Annotated in this window: 21 protein-coding genes and 1 tRNA gene; 7 read left to right on the top strand and 15 right to left on the bottom strand. The window is 39.4% G+C overall.

All coding sequences use genetic code 11. The features are described 5' to 3' along the window. Nucleotides 1-9: 9 nt before the first annotated feature. The 5 genes from AC5YGB_RS03235 to AC5YGB_RS03215 all read right to left on the bottom strand — a co-directional run bounded on the left by AC5YGB_RS03235 (nucleotide 10) and on the right by AC5YGB_RS03215 (nucleotide 3754). Complete coding sequence (locus AC5YGB_RS03235; RefSeq protein WP_020025850.1) at nucleotides 10-186, bottom strand: hypothetical protein; 177 nt, start codon at nucleotides 184-186, stop codon at nucleotides 10-12. A gap of 18 nt (nucleotides 187-204) precedes the next feature. Then, nucleotides 205-1608 carry an ammonium transporter gene (locus AC5YGB_RS03230; RefSeq protein ID WP_271768264.1) on the bottom strand — a complete coding sequence of 468 codons (1404 nt, stop codon included), beginning with the start codon at nucleotides 1606-1608 and terminating at the stop codon, nucleotides 205-207. 248 nt (nucleotides 1609-1856) lie between these two features. After that, nucleotides 1857-2429: a peptide deformylase gene (gene def / locus AC5YGB_RS03225; protein ID WP_496137805.1), complete on the bottom strand. Its 573-nt coding sequence runs from the start codon at nucleotides 2427-2429 to the stop codon at nucleotides 1857-1859. 204 nt (nucleotides 2430-2633) lie between these two features. Beyond that, nucleotides 2634-2978 carry a DUF5522 domain-containing protein gene (locus tag AC5YGB_RS03220; protein WP_496137804.1) on the bottom strand — a complete coding sequence of 115 codons (345 nt, stop codon included), beginning with the start codon at nucleotides 2976-2978 and terminating at the stop codon, nucleotides 2634-2636. A 53-nt stretch (nucleotides 2979-3031) separates the two neighbouring features. Continuing rightward, the gene (locus AC5YGB_RS03215) at nucleotides 3032-3754 is read right to left on the bottom strand and encodes a glutamine amidotransferase-related protein (RefSeq protein ID WP_496137803.1); all 723 of its coding nucleotides are present in this window, start codon (nucleotides 3752-3754) and stop codon (nucleotides 3032-3034) included. Nucleotides 3755-3981: 227 nt separating this feature from the next. Here AC5YGB_RS03215 and AC5YGB_RS03210 point away from each other — a divergent pair, with 227 nt between their 5' ends. Continuing rightward, nucleotides 3982-4860: a pirin-like C-terminal cupin domain-containing protein gene (locus tag AC5YGB_RS03210; protein ID WP_496137802.1), complete on the top strand. Its 879-nt coding sequence runs from the start codon at nucleotides 3982-3984 to the stop codon at nucleotides 4858-4860. 13 nt (nucleotides 4861-4873) lie between these two features. Here the strand turns inward: AC5YGB_RS03210 and AC5YGB_RS03205 are convergent, their stop codons facing one another. Both AC5YGB_RS03205 and AC5YGB_RS03200 read right to left on the bottom strand, forming a co-directional pair. Next, nucleotides 4874-6193, bottom strand: a complete 1320-nt coding sequence (locus tag AC5YGB_RS03205) for an MATE family efflux transporter (protein WP_496137800.1) — start codon at nucleotides 6191-6193, stop codon at nucleotides 4874-4876. A gap of 17 nt (nucleotides 6194-6210) precedes the next feature. Next, nucleotides 6211-6552, bottom strand: a complete 342-nt coding sequence (locus AC5YGB_RS03200) for a DCC1-like thiol-disulfide oxidoreductase family protein (protein ID WP_496137799.1) — start codon at nucleotides 6550-6552, stop codon at nucleotides 6211-6213. Between the two features lie 101 nt (nucleotides 6553-6653). On the opposite strand from AC5YGB_RS03200, the gene AC5YGB_RS03195 reads away from it, so the two are divergent. The 4 genes from AC5YGB_RS03195 (at nucleotide 6654) to AC5YGB_RS03180 (ending at nucleotide 9288) form a co-directional block, all read left to right on the top strand. Beyond that, the gene (locus AC5YGB_RS03195) at nucleotides 6654-7598 is read left to right on the top strand and encodes an EamA family transporter (RefSeq protein ID WP_496137798.1); all 945 of its coding nucleotides are present in this window, start codon (nucleotides 6654-6656) and stop codon (nucleotides 7596-7598) included. A gap of 206 nt (nucleotides 7599-7804) precedes the next feature. Then, nucleotides 7805-8383 carry a hypothetical protein gene (locus tag AC5YGB_RS03190; protein ID WP_496137797.1) on the top strand — a complete coding sequence of 193 codons (579 nt, stop codon included), beginning with the start codon at nucleotides 7805-7807 and terminating at the stop codon, nucleotides 8381-8383. A gap of 42 nt (nucleotides 8384-8425) precedes the next feature. Next, nucleotides 8426-8833 (top strand): c-type cytochrome, encoded by a 408-nt coding sequence (locus tag AC5YGB_RS03185; protein WP_496137796.1) that lies wholly within the window; start codon nucleotides 8426-8428, stop codon nucleotides 8831-8833. Between the two features lie 8 nt (nucleotides 8834-8841). Then, nucleotides 8842-9288, top strand: coding sequence for a DUF4396 domain-containing protein (locus AC5YGB_RS03180; protein WP_496137795.1), 447 nt, complete (start codon nucleotides 8842-8844; stop codon nucleotides 9286-9288). 69 nt (nucleotides 9289-9357) lie between these two features. Here AC5YGB_RS03180 and AC5YGB_RS03175 read toward each other — a convergent pair. The 4 genes from AC5YGB_RS03175 to msrA all read right to left on the bottom strand — a co-directional run bounded on the left by AC5YGB_RS03175 (nucleotide 9358) and on the right by msrA (nucleotide 10992). Further along, nucleotides 9358-9434 (bottom strand) — tRNA-Pro (locus AC5YGB_RS03175). 17 nt (nucleotides 9435-9451) lie between these two features. Continuing rightward, nucleotides 9452-9718, bottom strand: a complete 267-nt coding sequence (locus tag AC5YGB_RS03170) for a hypothetical protein (RefSeq protein WP_496137794.1) — start codon at nucleotides 9716-9718, stop codon at nucleotides 9452-9454. Between the two features lie 30 nt (nucleotides 9719-9748). Further along, the gene (locus AC5YGB_RS03165; protein WP_496137793.1) at nucleotides 9749-10498 is read right to left on the bottom strand and encodes a molybdopterin-synthase adenylyltransferase MoeB; all 750 of its coding nucleotides are present in this window, start codon (nucleotides 10496-10498) and stop codon (nucleotides 9749-9751) included. Nucleotides 10499-10506: 8 nt separating this feature from the next. After that, nucleotides 10507-10992: a peptide-methionine (S)-S-oxide reductase MsrA gene (msrA, locus tag AC5YGB_RS03160; protein ID WP_496137792.1), complete on the bottom strand. Its 486-nt coding sequence runs from the start codon at nucleotides 10990-10992 to the stop codon at nucleotides 10507-10509. A 74-nt stretch (nucleotides 10993-11066) separates the two neighbouring features. Between msrA and AC5YGB_RS03155 the strand changes: the two genes are divergently transcribed. Together AC5YGB_RS03155 and AC5YGB_RS03150 are read left to right on the top strand one after the other, a co-directional pair. Further along, on the top strand, nucleotides 11067-12140 hold the full coding sequence (locus AC5YGB_RS03155) for an AI-2E family transporter (protein WP_496137791.1): 1074 nt from the start codon (nucleotides 11067-11069) through the stop codon (nucleotides 12138-12140). A gap of 44 nt (nucleotides 12141-12184) precedes the next feature. Beyond that, nucleotides 12185-12631 carry a hypothetical protein gene (locus AC5YGB_RS03150; protein WP_271773014.1) on the top strand — a complete coding sequence of 149 codons (447 nt, stop codon included), beginning with the start codon at nucleotides 12185-12187 and terminating at the stop codon, nucleotides 12629-12631. A 2-nt stretch (nucleotides 12632-12633) separates the two neighbouring features. On the opposite strand, the gene AC5YGB_RS03145 is transcribed toward AC5YGB_RS03150, so the two are convergent. From AC5YGB_RS03145 to rplT, 4 genes are all read right to left on the bottom strand, one after another. After that, a complete protein-coding gene (locus AC5YGB_RS03145; RefSeq protein ID WP_020025067.1) occupies nucleotides 12634-12924 on the bottom strand; it encodes an integration host factor subunit alpha in 291 nt (96 codons plus the stop codon). Nucleotides 12925-12927: 3 nt separating this feature from the next. After that, entirely contained in the window at nucleotides 12928-15291 is a 2364-nt protein-coding gene (gene pheT, locus AC5YGB_RS03140; RefSeq protein ID WP_496137790.1) for a phenylalanine--tRNA ligase subunit beta, read from the bottom strand. Nucleotides 15292-15307: 16 nt separating this feature from the next. Further along, on the bottom strand, nucleotides 15308-16318 hold the full coding sequence (pheS, locus tag AC5YGB_RS03135; RefSeq protein ID WP_496137789.1) for a phenylalanine--tRNA ligase subunit alpha: 1011 nt from the start codon (nucleotides 16316-16318) through the stop codon (nucleotides 15308-15310). Between the two features lie 64 nt (nucleotides 16319-16382). Further along, the gene (gene rplT / locus AC5YGB_RS03130; RefSeq protein ID WP_020025064.1) at nucleotides 16383-16742 is read right to left on the bottom strand and encodes a 50S ribosomal protein L20; all 360 of its coding nucleotides are present in this window, start codon (nucleotides 16740-16742) and stop codon (nucleotides 16383-16385) included. Nucleotides 16743-16751: the final 9 nt, after the last annotated feature.

Here is a 16751-nt window from a genome sequence, read left to right as displayed (position 1 = left end):
TTACAGATTTTACTTATAGTGATCCTGCTCGTCAGTGTTGCCTTTAACTAAGACTCCTACCAACATTACCGTAGCAATCACTGTCCACCAGCCAGCGGCTGATGAACCAGCACCGATATACATGCCCATGTCCATCCAACCATCAGCATTATAAAGTTCTGCAAAAGATTCAGCAAAATATCCCATATTAATTCTCCTTAAAAATTAAGATTCAGATTCAGGGCTTGTCATACCTTGAGGGTATGCCTGTGCAGGTACTTTCACTGCATCAAGACCTTTGATTTGAACTGCGTCTGGGATACGTAACATTCCAGCCTTATTCACTATCCAAGACACAACGTATCCTGGAACAAAACCTAGCAAGAACATGACTACTGCACCAACAATTTGGCCAAATAGGCTAATTGCAACAGTATCTTCTGGAGCAAAAGCGCCAAGTCCTGGAACTCCAGAACCTAAGATACCAAGCATTACAACGCCAAATAGTCCAATCGTACCGTGAACCGTAACACAACCAACAGCATCATCGATACCAAGACCCTCTAGCCAGTCTGCACAAGGCTTCAGAATAATACCAGCAAGCATAGATACAGCTATGACAGTTGAACCAAAGTACACATCAAGACCCGAGGCTACTGAAATAATACCTGCTAGACAGCCAGACATCATCCAGAAAGGATCTCTAGTCATAACCCAAGCACCGATAATTCCACCAGCAGCAGCCAGAGGAACGTTAAATGCTAGTGCTGAAAGTGTCATTGGAGTACCATAAATGGTAGTCGCTCTGTCACCATACCAACTCCAACCTTCTCCAGGCAGAATGATACAAGCCATTAGGAATCCAAAGAATCCAACAATAATCAGCATTAAGCCAGTTACTGTAAGCGGCATGTTATGACCCGCAAGATGATTCGCTGAACCGTCAGCGTTGAATTTTCCTACACGTGGACCTAAGTTCAATAGAACACCCAGCGCGAAGAATCCAGCGACAGCGTGCACAAGACCAGCAGCACCAAAGTCGTGATATCCAAACTCAGTTACTAACCATCCGTCAGCATGCCATCCCCATGCCGCTGCAATACCCCATGCGGCAGTACCTAGCACAACCGCACAGATTACAAAACCTACAGTTTGTATTCTCTCGATTAGTGCACCAGATGCGATCGATGCAGTTGTTGCGGCGAATAGAGCAAAAGCACCCCAGAATACACCTGAAGCATTGTCACCCATATTTGGTCCCATGTACTGAGCAGAATCGCCCCAAGCCCATGCGATAGAGTTTGCATACTCTAGACCCGATATCTCCATATAACCAGCGCCTGCGGCGAGGTCTAACGGCCAAGTTGGCAGGGCCCAGTAGAACCACCAGCCAAATAGATACCATGCAGCGATAGTAAACGCGAACGCAAGTAAATTTTTAACACCCGATGACAGAACATTCTGCAAGCGTGTAGCACCCATCTCATAGAGAAGGAAGCCAGCATGAATGAGAACCATCAAAGGAATTGTTATGTAATAGTACGCCTCAGCAAACATCCTGTTTGTGACCTCGGCAGCACCTTTTATAGCGGCTACTTCAGCCGTTAAAGCTAATATTTGATCTTCCAAAACATTATCTCCTTTTTTAGTTTAATAAATCTCTCTCCTTTTTTACCTGCAGGAATTTTTATATCCCTACAAGGAACGAGTATATAGAAAGTAGTGCGTCAAATCTATAAAAATTATCTTTAAATTGGCTAAAAAATAGAAACTTTCTAATGATATATATGAAAGAACAATTAGTTACAAGAATGAAGAAAAATCATTAATTTTGAATACTATATTTCAAATTGAACTATAGCGATAAAGAAGTTTTATCAACTGCCATAGAGGTCAACAATGCTGATGACTTGTTGCTTAAAGCCATCCTCGTAATGCTCTGCAAATTCTTCTATGGTTGTGAGAGAACTCGAGTCTGCCATTCGATCAGTATAAATGAGACCATCGAGATGATCGAGCTCATGCTGAAAGGTTCCAGCGCTGATTCCCTTTGATATAAAGCTGACATTATTTCCTTCACGGTCATACCCTTCAATCTGAATCTCAGGGCAGCGATCAACTTTGCCTCTCATATTGGGGACTGAAAGGCATCCTTCAAAGACGTTGATTCTGTCTTCAGTTAGAAAGGTGACTTTTGGATTAATTAATACAGTTAGTGGAATGTCTGGCTTGTAAGGATAGCGAGGGTTTTTTTTCACCTCAATCACGCAGATTCTTTTATGAACAGCGATTTGAGTAGAGGCCAGACCCGCTCCATTAGCATCCCTCATGGTTTCAATAAGGTCATCAATGAGGGCTTGAATTTCATCAGATTGAATCTGATCGACATCGACAGGATCAGCAACCTGACGAAGCGCTGGGTTGCCTATTTGTAGAATTGCTCTAATCATTCAAAAGAAGCTCTCAGTTAAATAAAATTAACAATCAGAATAAGAAGTAGCAATAAACTTGCAGCCCAAAATAATTGGTAAGCCTTATTCATTACCCCGCGTATATCTCGGAGTTCTTTTAATATCTTTTCAACTTGTTCATCATTCATCATGAGGCTCCTTTGAATTTATATATTTTAAAATGGATAGTATATATATTGAGTTTTAATAAGGGCAATTTTTACAGCCATTATTACAGCAATCACCCTGCTTAATCAGATACCATTTACTAAATACATAGAGCCCATCGTTGATCGTATAGTCAACATTTTTAACAAGCTTTGTTTGGGTGCGGTGTGGCTCTACAAATTTTTGAAATTCTTCCATGCCTTTCTCTCTAACAAGAGAGTCAATTTTCAGATTAATTGCCTCGCCAAGGCATGATGGACAAAAACAGTCCTCCTCAGAAGTTGGAGCCATGATTGTTGGAAAGCTAATGCACCAACAATTTCCTGTACCTGCGCCGCATCCAAATGGCTCATTACATTGGGAGCAATTTTTTGCAGTCATAATCTCATGCGAATCAAAAACTTAATTTTGACATTGATTTTAGTGAAATGCAATTAATTAAAAACCAGATCACACCAATTATTAAATAAAGTTTGGGATGCTTTATTATTTGAGGATAAATTCTTTGTAAATTCGTCTTGAAAACTGGAAAGGCCATCAGTGCCCAAAAGATTTTCAAGACTCAACGGTATTCCTGGAATGCCCATCCAGCCTTCAAATGTATGGCCACAAACCTCAGGATGAAACTGACAAGAGAAAGCATTCTCAGAGACCTGCATAATATGATTATAGCAATCACTAGAGGAAGCCAATATAGTTGAGCCTTCAGGAGCCTTTGAGACCTCAACTAAATGAACGTTTACCCACTTATCTAAAAAATTAAAATTCTTTAAAAGAGCATGACTCCTTCCCTCTGTTGTTGGTTTAATTTCAAATAAACCGATCTCATGATTATCGGTTTTTTTTGCCTCACCGCCTAGAGCCTCAGCGAGAAGCTGATGCCCTAAACATATCCCGAGAAATGGCATTTTAAGATCTTCAACTGCATGACGGATAGCTTTCTTTTCTTCAATAAGCCAGGGATATTGATCTTCCTCCCAAACATTCATAGAGCCGCCCATCACCCAAAGACCATCAAAGTCATTTAATTCTGGAATTGACTCGCCTGCATGGAGGTCGATTTCATGGAAAGCAATATTTCGACTTTTAGCAAAATCTCTAAAAATACCTGGATTCTGAGAAGTCATATGCTTAAAAACAAGGATATTTTTTTTCAAGGTCAGTGAGTTTTTGCAATAAAACTATATTCTAATTTATAGACACTGCTTTCAACTGTCAATAATTTATTGATAAGATTTAAAAAAATTCAATTAATCATACTGAGAATCCTAAAAATTAACTTTATTATTGAACAAATTGAAAAGATAACTTTTAATAAATGTTAAAGCTAATCATGATAATACATCTATAATTCACCCAATTTTTTAACAAAAAATTATCTCTAATGGCTTTACGATCAATAGAAGCAATACTTCCACCTGACAATCTTCACTTTGTTGGAGATGGATTTAGGGTTTATGGAATCTTAGGAAGAAGAGAGCCCTTAACAATGAAACGTATGAGCCCTTTTCTTTTGATGGATTATGCTCCAGTTCATTACTTTCCGCCTAATAGTGGAGCTCCTCTTGGTGTTGGTTCTCACCCTCATAGAGGGATTGAAACAGTGACTATCGCTTATAAAGGAAAAGTTGAGCACAATGACAGTACTGGTGCAGGGGGAGTTATTGAAGAAGGAGGCATACAGTGGATGACCTCTGGTAAAGGTATACTTCACAAAGAATATCACGAAAAAAACTTTAGTAAAAAAGGCGGCGAGATGCAGATGGTCCAGCTATGGGTCAACCTGCCTGCCAAAGACAAGATGACAGAACCTAAATATCAGAATATTGACAACAAAGATTTAGCTAAAGTTGATCTTGGTAATGGAATTGGATCCATCGATATTATTGCTGGCGAGTTTGAGAACAATAAAGGTCCAGCCTCTTTATTTTCTCCTTTAAACCTTTTCAATTTGAAACTAAACAAAGGAAAGGGAACAAGTTTAAGTTTTAAAGAAAGTCACAATACTGGACTTTTAATCATCAAAGGCAACGTCACCATTAATAATTCAGAAAATGCACCAACAAACCACTTTGTGCTTTTTCACAATAAGGGCTCAGAATTTACAATAAGAGCCGATGATGATGCAGAAATACTAATTCTCAGCGGCGAACCCATTGATGAACCCATAGCCTCATATGGACCATTTGTAATGAATACAAATGATGAGATCAGGCAGACAATCGATGACTTTAATAGTGGGAAATTTGGTTACTTAGATTAACTATTAAAAATATTTAGTCCTCAACTGAAGCTTCTAGCTTTGGATACTTATAGCCCAAAGTCACTCCCCTTGCAATTGAAAAGATAATGAGTGAAGCCCAAAGCCCATGATTGTCATATTTAGGCAATAGAAATGCCAATGCGACTAGATAGATGCAGAATGAAATAAACATCATATTGCGCATATCTGCAGTCCTCGTTGCACCAATAAAAATACCATCAAGCATCCAGGCAGCAGCTCCAATAAGTGGCGCAAGAACCATCCATGGTAGATAACCATAGCTTACTACTCTGACGTCCTCAGCTGTTGTCATGACATTAATAATAGTATTTCCAAAAACATAAAAAGCAATCGCCATAAGAACAACTAAGCCGACCCCCCACTGACTTGTCATAACCGCTGACCTTCGAAATAACGCTCTATTTTTAGCACCCAAGGCTTGGCCAACGAGAGCCTCTGCTGCAAATGCAAAACCATCCATTGCGTAAGCGGTAATATTTAAAAATTGAACCAAAACCTGATTAGCTGCCAAAGTTGCATCATCAAAACTTGAACCTAAAAATAAAAAACTAACAAAGCCAATCTCTAGTAGAACAGATCGTATGAGGATGTCACTATTCACTTTGGCCATTTGAACAAGCCTAACGCGGTCAAATATCTGAACCCAGTTTCTCCAGTAGCCCTTACTAAACCCCTCTCTCGCGAGCCATAAGCCATAAAAAAGACCAAGCCACTCAGCAATAAACGTTGCAAAAGCAACTCCTTCAACGCCCCACCCTAGCTTTAAAACAAAAATAAAATCTAAAGTAATATTGACACTATTAACTAACAACATAAGAAACAGAACTGATTTCGTCCTCTCTTTAGCAATAAGCCAGCCAGTTATTCCAAAAATTGCGATTGCCGCTGGCGCGCTAAAAACTCTAATTTTTAAATACTCATTTGCTAATCCTTCTACCTCTTGGGAGGCAGGCGCTAAACCGAGGGCAGCACTGAATAGGGGAATTTGAATAAGAATTAATATGAGTCCTGCAACGAGACCAATAATAATTCCTCTGACTAAAAGCGCTGAAGTCTCTGATTGATTATTAGAACCAATAGCCTGAGCGGTTAGTCCTGTTGTGCCCATCCTAAGGAAACCAAACATCCAATAAATAGCTGAAATGATAATAGCGCCAATTCCAACAGCACCAATTGGAGCAGCCAGTCCCATCTGACCAACTACTCCTGTGTCAACTGCTCCAAGAATTGGGATAGTCGCATTCGCTAAAACAATGGGGATGGCAACGCCTAATACTCTTTTATGAGTAAGGTTAGATGAACTAGGATTCATTGGTATAAGAAGAAACTCTAGCTAGACAGGGTACGATTGAAAATTTTGAATCGCCAATAAAGAATAAAGGCAAGAAAAGCATACAAAATCTTAGCTAGGGTAAAGATGATTGGAAGACTAACAAGCTTAGAAAGCCAACCGTAGCCTTTAGTATTACTCCAAACATAGATAAAAGCGTCAACACCTTTAATTTCAGTTCCATCTGGAAACTCTACATAAAGAGCTTTGAGGTATTTATCACCCTTTTGACTGCAGTTCTCATACTCAAGCTGTGATCGCTTTTTATAGTGCTTTATTTCAAAGTTACAAATACTGCATTCTTCGTTAAATAAAACCTTTCCATCTGTGTTACTTTTCATAGTGCGATATTATATATGAGTAATGATTTAATCAAATTAGATTCACTAACTTTGAGCCTTATTCAGGTATAGTTTAATTATCAAAATAAAGAGCCCTTCAATTGATAAATAGACTACTCAACGATCTCCAAATAATTCAATTTTTTAATTTGCAAAGCCCTCAAACTAAAGCAATCATTTTAAACATTTCGTCTATCATTCTTTTTTCAATCATGGTTATTTTTATTAGAAAAGCATCAGAAAGCTTGCATATTCTTGAAGTTGTTTTTTTCAGAAACCTTTTGGCTTTAATTGTCATGCTGCCGATTATAAAATCTATTGGCTTGGCCGCAATCAAAATGAAAAACACTAGGTTATTTTTTATGAGGGGTTTTGTTGGTTCTATTGGAATGATTGCAGGATTTACCTGCTTAACGCTGATACCACTTGCCCAAGCTACTGCAATTAGCTTCTCTCAGCCCCTATTTATCACGATTGGAGCCACTATTTTCTTAGGGGAAATCATTAAAGCTCGAAGAATTGCTGCGATTATTGTTGGCATTATTGGAATGCTCATCATTGTGCAGCCTGGGTTCAACACCCTCTCATTTGGAGTAATGCTCGCAATAATTTCAGCCTTAGCGTTATCAGTTAACGCTTTAATAGTGAAAAAACTTACCCTGACAGACACGCCGCATGCAATTATTATATGGATGGTAGTCATGCTTATTCCAATTACTTTGATACCAGCTATCCCAGTTTGGGAGTGGCCCAGCTTAGAAGCTTGGCTATACTTATGGGGAATTGCAATTTTAGGAACACTTGCACACTTCTCATGGACTAAATCCTATGCGTTAGCTGATATCACAAGCCTTGAGCCAATTGGATTCATTAAACTTCCAATTATGGCTCTATTAGGATGGATGATTTTTACAGAAATTCCTGGTACCTGGACTTGGGTTGGAGGATTGATCATTTTCATGTCGACAATATATATCAGTCAGCGAGAAGCAAAAGCTTCAAACTCATTGAAGCCAAATGATGGCTTTCAGGAACCAAAGCTATAATTGTTAGGGCGTCAAGTTTTTAACTTGCAGCCACTTAACCCCAGGTCAAGTTTGCCAGCATGCTTCGCTAAGCCCAACTTGGATGATGAACAATTCCATTTATTAAGTGAAATTGCTTTGTGTTGAATTGATGGGTTTATGATGTAGATTAACCTTTACTTAATTAAAGTATCTATACTCTTACTTTTTATTACCTATTTTTTAATATGAAAAAACTACTTACTATTTTATTTTGTTCGCTTTTAATATCTCAGGCTTTTGCTCATAAGCCAGTGCTTAATGAAAATTCAACCTATCCTGCAGATTCACCTTATGAGATTGAAGAACCGGAAATATCAAAAGCAATCTACTCAACCCTAACGGGTGAGCCTCACTTCTATAGAATTCAATCTGATATTGATTTTGATTTCTATGCAGGAATCCTAGCTGCCAAAATTGGTGAATGTGCTTTAGAGCAAAAGTTTTCGTTTGAGGTCTTAGACTCTGAATTTCATAATATCAGTCTAGCAGATGGTGAAAACTTTGAATGGACTCCCTGGTATGAAGAGTATGGAAAACAGTGGTATTGGAACGGCCCAGAGATTGGTGAAAAGTTTTTATCTGATAGAGTCTATGAAGCAGGAACATACTACATTAAAGTATTCAATGACTCAAACACAGGACAATACATTATGGCTGTGGGGGATATTGAAAAATTCTCGTTTACTGATATAGTTGGATTATTATTTTCAATGGGTGACATCGAAGATGAGTATTGGGACCCAAGCCTTTGCTCCCTAGGCTGATCATTACTCAATAGCTGTATTAATTACACAAGTATATTAAGAGTGTTAAAAAAAATACTCGTCATCCCTCTCATCATTTTATTAGTAGGATGCAATCCTGACGATAAAGATAATAGCTCAGATTTTATAGTGCAGTCTGGCGAGGCAATTTATAATAAAAATTGTGCAAGCTGCCACGGTCCTAATGGTCAAGGCCTTGCTGAAGATTGGAGAATAGAGGATGCGAATGGCAACTATCCAGCACCACCTCTTAATGGAACGGCTCACACTTGGCATCATTCACCAGCTCAGCTACTTTATACAATTAATAAGGGTGGCACAGAAATGGGTGGTCAAATGCCTGCATTTGAAGACTTACTTTCTGAAACAGAAAAACAAGCCTTAATAGACTATATGTATAATCTATGGCCAAACGAAATTCAAACAAGATATGATGAGAGATATAAATAGGAGGCAAGATGCAATTCATTCCAGCAATAAATGATGGTTTTTGGCTTTGTAAGCACACCTGGAAAAGAAGTAGATTGAATACATTTTGGTGTTTACTTGGCTGTTCAATCGGTGATTTTGGCACAATTTTTACCTTTCAAATGATTGAGCATAGCTGGTCTGTCTGGATGGTTATGACGCTTGCAATAATGAATGGGCTTCTAACGAGTATTGCTTTAGAAACAATCATTCTTAGCAAGCAAATGGCAATAAAATTAGCGTTTAAAACTGCTATTGGTATGAGCTTTATATCTATGATTGCTATGGAATTTGCAATGAATCTAACAGATGTACTCCTTACAGGCGGTGCAGTTCTTACTTGGTGGGTGATTCCTTTTATGCTGTTAGCAGGATTTGCTACGCCTTTGCCATACAATTACTGGCGTTTGAAAAAATATGGTGTAGCTTGTCATTAGCTCAGCCAGGGGTATGATGTTAAATATGTTGTAGCTGATGGGATTTATCTTAAAGTAATCAGTATGTATTGGTCGGGACGGCAAGATTTGAACTTGCGACCACTTGACCCCCAGTCAAGTGCGCTACCAGGCTGCGCTACGCCCCGTTTTAATAATGAATAAACTATCTAAATTTACCGTAAAGATAACCAATAATTGTTGCAATCAATCCAAAAGGGACTGCGACTGAAAACCAAGGCGTTAGGTTGTCAATACTTGGGCTCATTGCAAAAGGTTGGATATAAAAAGAAGTTGAAATAAAGAGGCTCCAAGCAAGAAAGGTTCTCGCATAGAAGTCCGCCTTACTTCCATTTTCAGATTTTGGCTTTACGATCCTAAAAAATAAATATCCAAAACCAACCGAAACCAGGGTACTAATAAAAATTAACATTTATAAACTCCATAAAAACTATTGTTGTTGTTATTGACTTGAGTTACAAACTGGACACTTCAAATCTTTACTAATCTTAACCTTTCTGAAACTTAAATCAAGGGCGTCAATAAGGAGTAGAGAGCCGCTCAGCTGGTCTCCTAAATCCAATATAACTTTAATCGCTTGCAAAGCCTGTATGGTGCCAACAAGTCCTGCAACCGGTGCTAACACTCCATTATCTATGCAGCTTTCATTATCTTCACCCTCAACACTATAGAGGCACTGGTAGCAGGGCTGATCTTTTTCAAAACCCTTAAATACTGAAACCTGACCTTCAAATCTAACCACAGCAGCTGAGACAAGAGGTTTCTGATGCTCAACGCAGATCTGATTTATTTCAAAGCGGCTTTCAAAGTTGTCAGTCCCATCTAAGACAATGTCGACCCCTTTAATAAGATCAGGGAGGTTACCGGTATGAATAAGTTCGTTGGCAATCGTGATCTTAATGTTTGGATTGAGCTCAGTCAACTTGTTCTTTGCAGAGTTCACCTTGTCATCACCAATGTCTTTGGTCTGATGAATAATTTGTCGCTGTAGATTTGATAGTTCAACTTGATCAAAGTCAGCGATAATAAGGTGCCCTACCCCAGCTGCTGCCAAATACAGAGCGGTTGGTGATCCAAGACCCCCCATTCCAACAATAAGTACTGTAGCGTCCATAATTTTTTGCTGGCCCTTAACATCGACCTGAGGCAACATAATTTGTTTGGAGTATCTCAATAGTTCTTGATCTTCCATGAATCTCTCTATTTAAAGTATTTAGTCACTTTAGGTAATATCACCATTTGGCAATAAGGCTGATTTGAATTGTTATTAAAGTAGTTCTGATGATAACCCTCAGCAGGATAAAAAAAATCAAGCTCTGTAACCTCAGTCACAGCACCTTTAATTTTTCCAATCACTGAAGTTGCAATCTCTTTTTGCGAATCATTTGTATAGAAGACAGCAGATCGATACTGAGTTCCTTTATCAGCACCCTGCCGATTAAGACTCGTTGGGTCATGCGTTTCTATAAAAACTTCTAATAACGCCTCAAAGGTTACCTCGTCTTCATCAAAGTCAACCCTTAAAACTTCTGCATGCCCTGTCTGGCCAGTGCATATTGATTCATAGGATGGATTTATTGTTGTTCCGTTACAGTAACCATTTTCGACTTCTTTGACACCTTTAACGCGTTGAAATATAGCTTCTACGCACCAAAAGCAACCGCCTGCAAGATAAGCTGTTTGCATGTATTCTTGTTTAATATTTAAAACAATATAGTATACTTTATCTCTCTAAGAAGGGATAACTACAAGGAGTCAATGTGACAGAAAGTGTTAATAATCGTCATGGTAACGGTCTAGTATTAATTCTTCTAGCGCTTTCCATTCTTGCAATAGTCTGGCTATTTACTCCCTTCATCGCCTACCTATTCTTATCCCTTTTGATTTGTATATCGACCTTTAGTAGTTTTGATAAGCTTGCACAGAAGCAGTCCAAAAATAGAGCAGCCCTTATGATGACTCTGCTTGTCACGGTTCTATTGATTCTGCCCCTTGGATACATTTTGTTAGTCAGTGGTATCGAGACTACTGCGCTCATTAACAGACTTCAGAGTGACTTTCAGCTCAGTGAAATTAGTCGAATTACAGATGAAATTATCATGGGTCTTCCTTTGTCTGACTCTATTCGAGAGTTTTTAGATAGCTCACTTAGAAATAATCTTGAGAGTATTGCTATCGCAATTAAAGACTTCTCTATTGTAATTCTTAAAAGCATTACGAAGCTCTCCAGTCAGTTCGTCTTTTTTGTAATCATTACCATCTTCTCACTTTACTATTTTTATATAGATGGCCCCTCTTTCATTGAAAAGATAAGAAAGGTCTCTCCTCTGGATAATAAGATTAATGATTTACTTCTTAATCAGTTCTCTGGACTATCACTGACTCTAGTAGGAAGTGTTTTTTTAGTTGCTTTAACGCAAGGTATTGCGTTTGCAATTGGAGTCATGATCGTTGGTCTGCCTGCGTTATTTTTTGGGGTAGCGATGGCTCTTGCTAGCTTTATTCCAGTTTTAGGAGGCGTTTTAGTTTGGCTTCCAATTTCAATCTATCTGTTTGCTATTGGCGAGCCAACCAGCGCTATTATTATTATTATTTTTGGCGCCATTATAGCGGGCACAATCATTGATAACTTTTTGAGACCCGTTATTATCATGAGGCTCTCAAGCTCAATGAAGCATCAAAGCCCACTCAACCATACTCTAATTACTGTTCTTTCTACGCTTGCAGGAATCATTAAGTTTGGTATTTTGGGTCTTTTCATTGGCCCAATCATCGCCGCCATGTCGATTACTATCTTCGACATTTATCAAATTCAATTTGGTAAATCTAAGTAAATCTTTGTTAAAATTCTCATCTTCATTATCAACAAAGTGGAAGCATGCTTAAAGAGCTAATTGAATATATAAAAGAGTACGAGGGTGACAATGATCTCGGTGACTATCTTGACACGCGTTATGTCAGACTGACTGATCAGCACTATGATCAAATTGCAAGCGCTATGTCAGATGGCGAACTAGAACTTAAAAAATCTTCAAGTTGCCCTGCTGAACGATTCTTTCTTCACTTTAATGAGACCATCTTATTCGTCAATAAACAAACTGAGCATCCAGGCGCGACGTATGATGTTGAGATGGTTGAAAACCAGGGAGAAGCCGAAGAAACTTCGGATCTATTATTTGCCTCTTTTTCACTGAGTGATGATTACACCCCAACTCTTAAAAAGCGAGCTTCAAGTGGAAAAACACAGGACGAGAACCATCAACAACTTGTCATGCTCTCTGTGATACCAATATTAAAGGGCTTTATGGTTGCAATAACCGACTAGAGCTACTTCTTACCTTTTTGTGTGGCCAATTTAAGCTTTGGTCCAGCCTTAAAAGTAACCACTTTCCTGGCACTGATCATCACCTCTTCACCTGTCTTAGGGTTTCTGCCAGGTCGTGGCGTTTTATTGCGAACAACAAAATTGCCAAAACTAGATAACTTTATTTCTTCGCCTGATTTAAGAGTTTCAATGATTTGATCAAAAAATTGATTGGTTAGGGCTAGCGCTTGTGTTTGAGTAAGCTCTGTTTTTTTGACGAGGGTATTAGCAATATCTTGTTTTGTAAGGGACATGTTTTATCTTAATTTAGCTGAAAAATTTGTTTCTAAATGAGCCACTATTTTACTAACTTTTTCAGCCAGTTGTTCATCAGTTAAGGTAACTTCTGTCGATTGATAAGTTAAATTGAGAGCCACACTTTTACTGCCCTGTTCGATATGCTCCCCTTCATAGACATCGAACAAGTTAACGTCAACCAGATCGGCTTGCTTTAAAGATTTGATTGAACCAATAAGCTCATCAGCACTCAGCTCTTTTGAGACTACAATTGCAACATCTCTTTGTGAAGCCTGAAAAGATGAGAAAGACGCATAACTTGGATTTTCACCTTGCTCAATCTCTGACTGAATAAGTTCGAAAAGAAAAGCCGTTGGCATCGATAGCTTCTTTTGAAGTTTAGGTGATAGTGCACCAACCCAACCGATCTGTTTTTTTCCTTTCATAATTCTTGCGCTCTGACCCATCTGCAGCGCAGAATGCTCAGCAGCCTCAAAAGAATAGTCTTTTTTGCTCAGAGCTAATAACGCTTCAACATCTGACTTAATATCAAAGAAATCAACCTCACGCTCGCCACTTCCCCATTGCAAGTTATAGCGATTACCTGAAATTATGCCAGCAATTTTTTGAACTTGATCCTCAACCGAAATGCCGGAGAAGCAAAGCCCTAGCTCGAAGAAGCGCGAGTTAAGGTGGCCTCTTCTTATGTTTGATTTGGCAGATTGAATTAAACCTGACCATAGACTCGATCGCATTACTGCCATATCGTCTGAGATTGGATTTTGAAGCAAAATTTTCTTTGCCTTAGGGTCTACCAAATCATGCATCTCGTTTGAGATAAAGCTATAAGTGATGACCTCTTGATAGCCTCTATTGACCAGAGAGTTTGATAGAATATGAGAGCTAACTTGGGCCTGCGATGCATTTGATATATTGGCTTCAATTGAGAGCCTCTTAACAGGAATCTTGTCGTAACCATAAAGCCGAGCGAGCTCCTCAATAATATCTGCAGGAATCCGAATATCAAAACGAAAACTTGGCGGCGTGATTGTCCAAGAGTCATCATTGTTTGTTTTAAAATCTAACTCAAGGAACTGAAACTTAGATTCAATCCATGATGTTTCAAGTTCAAAACCTAAAACCTTTGAAATTTTTTCTTTTGAGATTTCGATGGACTCAATTTGAGGCAGTGAATCTGAGTGTGTACACTCATTAATCTTAGATGCCTGTCCGCCACAAATCTCAAGAACGAGCTCAGTTGCCCTCTCCATTGCTTGACTCGTAAGATTAAAGTCAACGCCTCTCTCAAACCTCAGAGATGCCTCTGTATGAAGTCCATATGACCTTGCTACGCCTGAAATTGCAACTGGCTCAAAAAAGGCACTCTCTAATAAAATCTCAGTTGAATCTTCTAGAGTGGATGATCCCATGCCGCCAATGACCCCTGCTATGGCGATGGCAGATTTTTCATCAGCAATAACGAGAGTATCCTCAGTAAGCTCAACGCTTTGTCCATTTAAAAGTTCAAGTGGCTCATTTTTTTTAGCAGATCTCACATTAATGTCACCATTAATTTTCGACAAATCAAAGGCATGCATCGGCTGACCTAGCTCTAAAAGAACATAATTGGTTATATCAACAATCGGTGAATGGAGCTGCTGGGAGGCGCGTGATAATTTTTGCGCCATCCATTTTGGCGTTTGAGCAGTATTATCAACGCCACTGATAACGCGCGTTAGATACCTTGGGCACTCTTTAGGGTTACTGACTGTCGAGGTGAATGAGGTATCTCCTTTCTGAGATGCCTTGTAGTTAAGGGATGGCATTGAAAGATCGTAGTTAACGCAGACCTCTCTAGCAACACCAAGAACGCTGAAACAGTCTCCACGGTTTGGGGTAATATCAAGCTCGATGATTTGATCATCTAGATCGAGAACTGATCGAACATTCTCACCAATCTTGGACTCTGAATCAAGTTCAATGATGCCGTCATGACTATCTGACATACCCATCTCGGATTCTGAGCATAGCATCCCATTGGACTCAACCCCTCTGAGTTTAGCGCGTTTGATCTTAAGCTTACTCGGAAGAACTGAGCCAACTGTTGCAACGGCCACCTTTAAATCCTTTCTGACATTAGGCGCACCGCAAATAATTTGAAGATTTTCATCAGCGCCAACATCGACTTCGCACAGACTTAATTTGTCTGCATTGGGATGTTTCCCACAGCTGACAACGTGCCCTACGACTAGGCCATCAAATGCAGGAGCCACTGGGGCAATCTGGTCAACCTCTAAACCAGCCATTGTTAATTTTTCAGAGAGCTCTATATCACTTACATCTGGACTGACCCATTCTCTTAACCATCTAGTTGAAATATTCATGACTGATAACCTTGCACTAGAATTGATTTAAAAAGCGAACGTCATTCTCAAAAAATAATCTGAGATCATTGACGCTGTATCTGAGCATTGCAAGTCTCTCAACGCCCATTCCAAAAGCGAGCCCTGAATATTCTTCAGAGTCAATATTAACGGCATTCAAAACGTTTGGATGAACAACGCCACACCCCAATACTTCTAACCAGCCTGACTTTTTACAGACGCGGCACCCTTCACCGCCGCATATCACGCACTCAATATCTGCCTCAGCTGATGGCTCCGTGAATGGAAAGTAAGAGGGACGAAAGCGAACTTTAAGGTCATCTTTTTCAAAGTAAGCTCTTAAGAAGTCGATGAGCAAACCTTTGAGCTGAGAGAATGAGGCCTCTTTGTCAACAATAAGCCCTTCTACCTGATGAAACATCGGTGTATGAGTGACATCAGAGTCACACCTATACACCTTTCCAGGGACAATGACTCTGACGGGAGGCTTTTGTCTCTCTAGCGTTCTAATTTGAACGGGAGATGTATGCGTTCTTAGTACCGTATTAGCATCGAAATAGAACGTGTCATGCATCGCTCTTGCAGGATGATGCTCAGGAATATTGAGCGCACTAAAGTTATGAAAATCATCCTCAATTTCAGGACCAATCTCTATCTCAAAACCGGCCTTAGTAAAAATATCTTGAATATGATTGAGGGTTTGCGTGATCGGATGAAGGCTCCCTTTTTCAGAATTCCTTCCGGGAAGCGTGACGTCAATTTTTTCATCGAGCAGTCTTTGGTTCAGCGCGAGCTCTTCGAGTTCCTCTTTGCGAACCTCGATGAGCTTTTGAATCTTAACCTTAGCCTCATTGATTGCCTCTCCCATCGCTGGGCGCTCCTCTTTCGAGAGCTTTCCTAAGCCTTTAAGTAGGTCAGTCAATTCACCTTTTTTACCCAGATACTGGACCCTTGAATCGTCGAGCGCTTTTAAATCTTTCGCGCTGGCTATTGCTTTTGAGGCGTCGGTGATAATTTTGTTAATCAAAATGCTTACTTTATTTTTGTTTAAAAGACTGTAACCTATGTTACAGTCTTTTAGTAAGATTTTACTACTGTGCTAACCCAGCTTTTGCTTGATCAGCAATTTTAGCAAAGGCATCTTTATCAAAGATGGCGATGTCTGATAGAACTTTACGATCAATCTCAACACCAGCTTTGTTTAAACCGTTGATAAATTGTGAGTAGCTTAAGCCATTATTTCTTGCCTCAGCGTTAATACGTACAATCCATAATCTACGGAACTGACGACGACGTTGACGACGGTCACGATAGGCATATTGCCCTGCTTTAATTACCGCCTGCTTAGCAACGCGATAGACTTTAGAGCGAGCACCATAGTAACCTTTGGCTTTCTTTAAAACTTTTTTGTGTTTAGCGTGCGCTTGCACACCTCTTGAAACTCTTGCCATAGTAATACT

This window comes from Candidatus Pseudothioglobus sp. uisw_142 (genome assembly GCF_059512465.1).
This window is presented reverse-complemented; position numbering and strand designations above follow the sequence as displayed.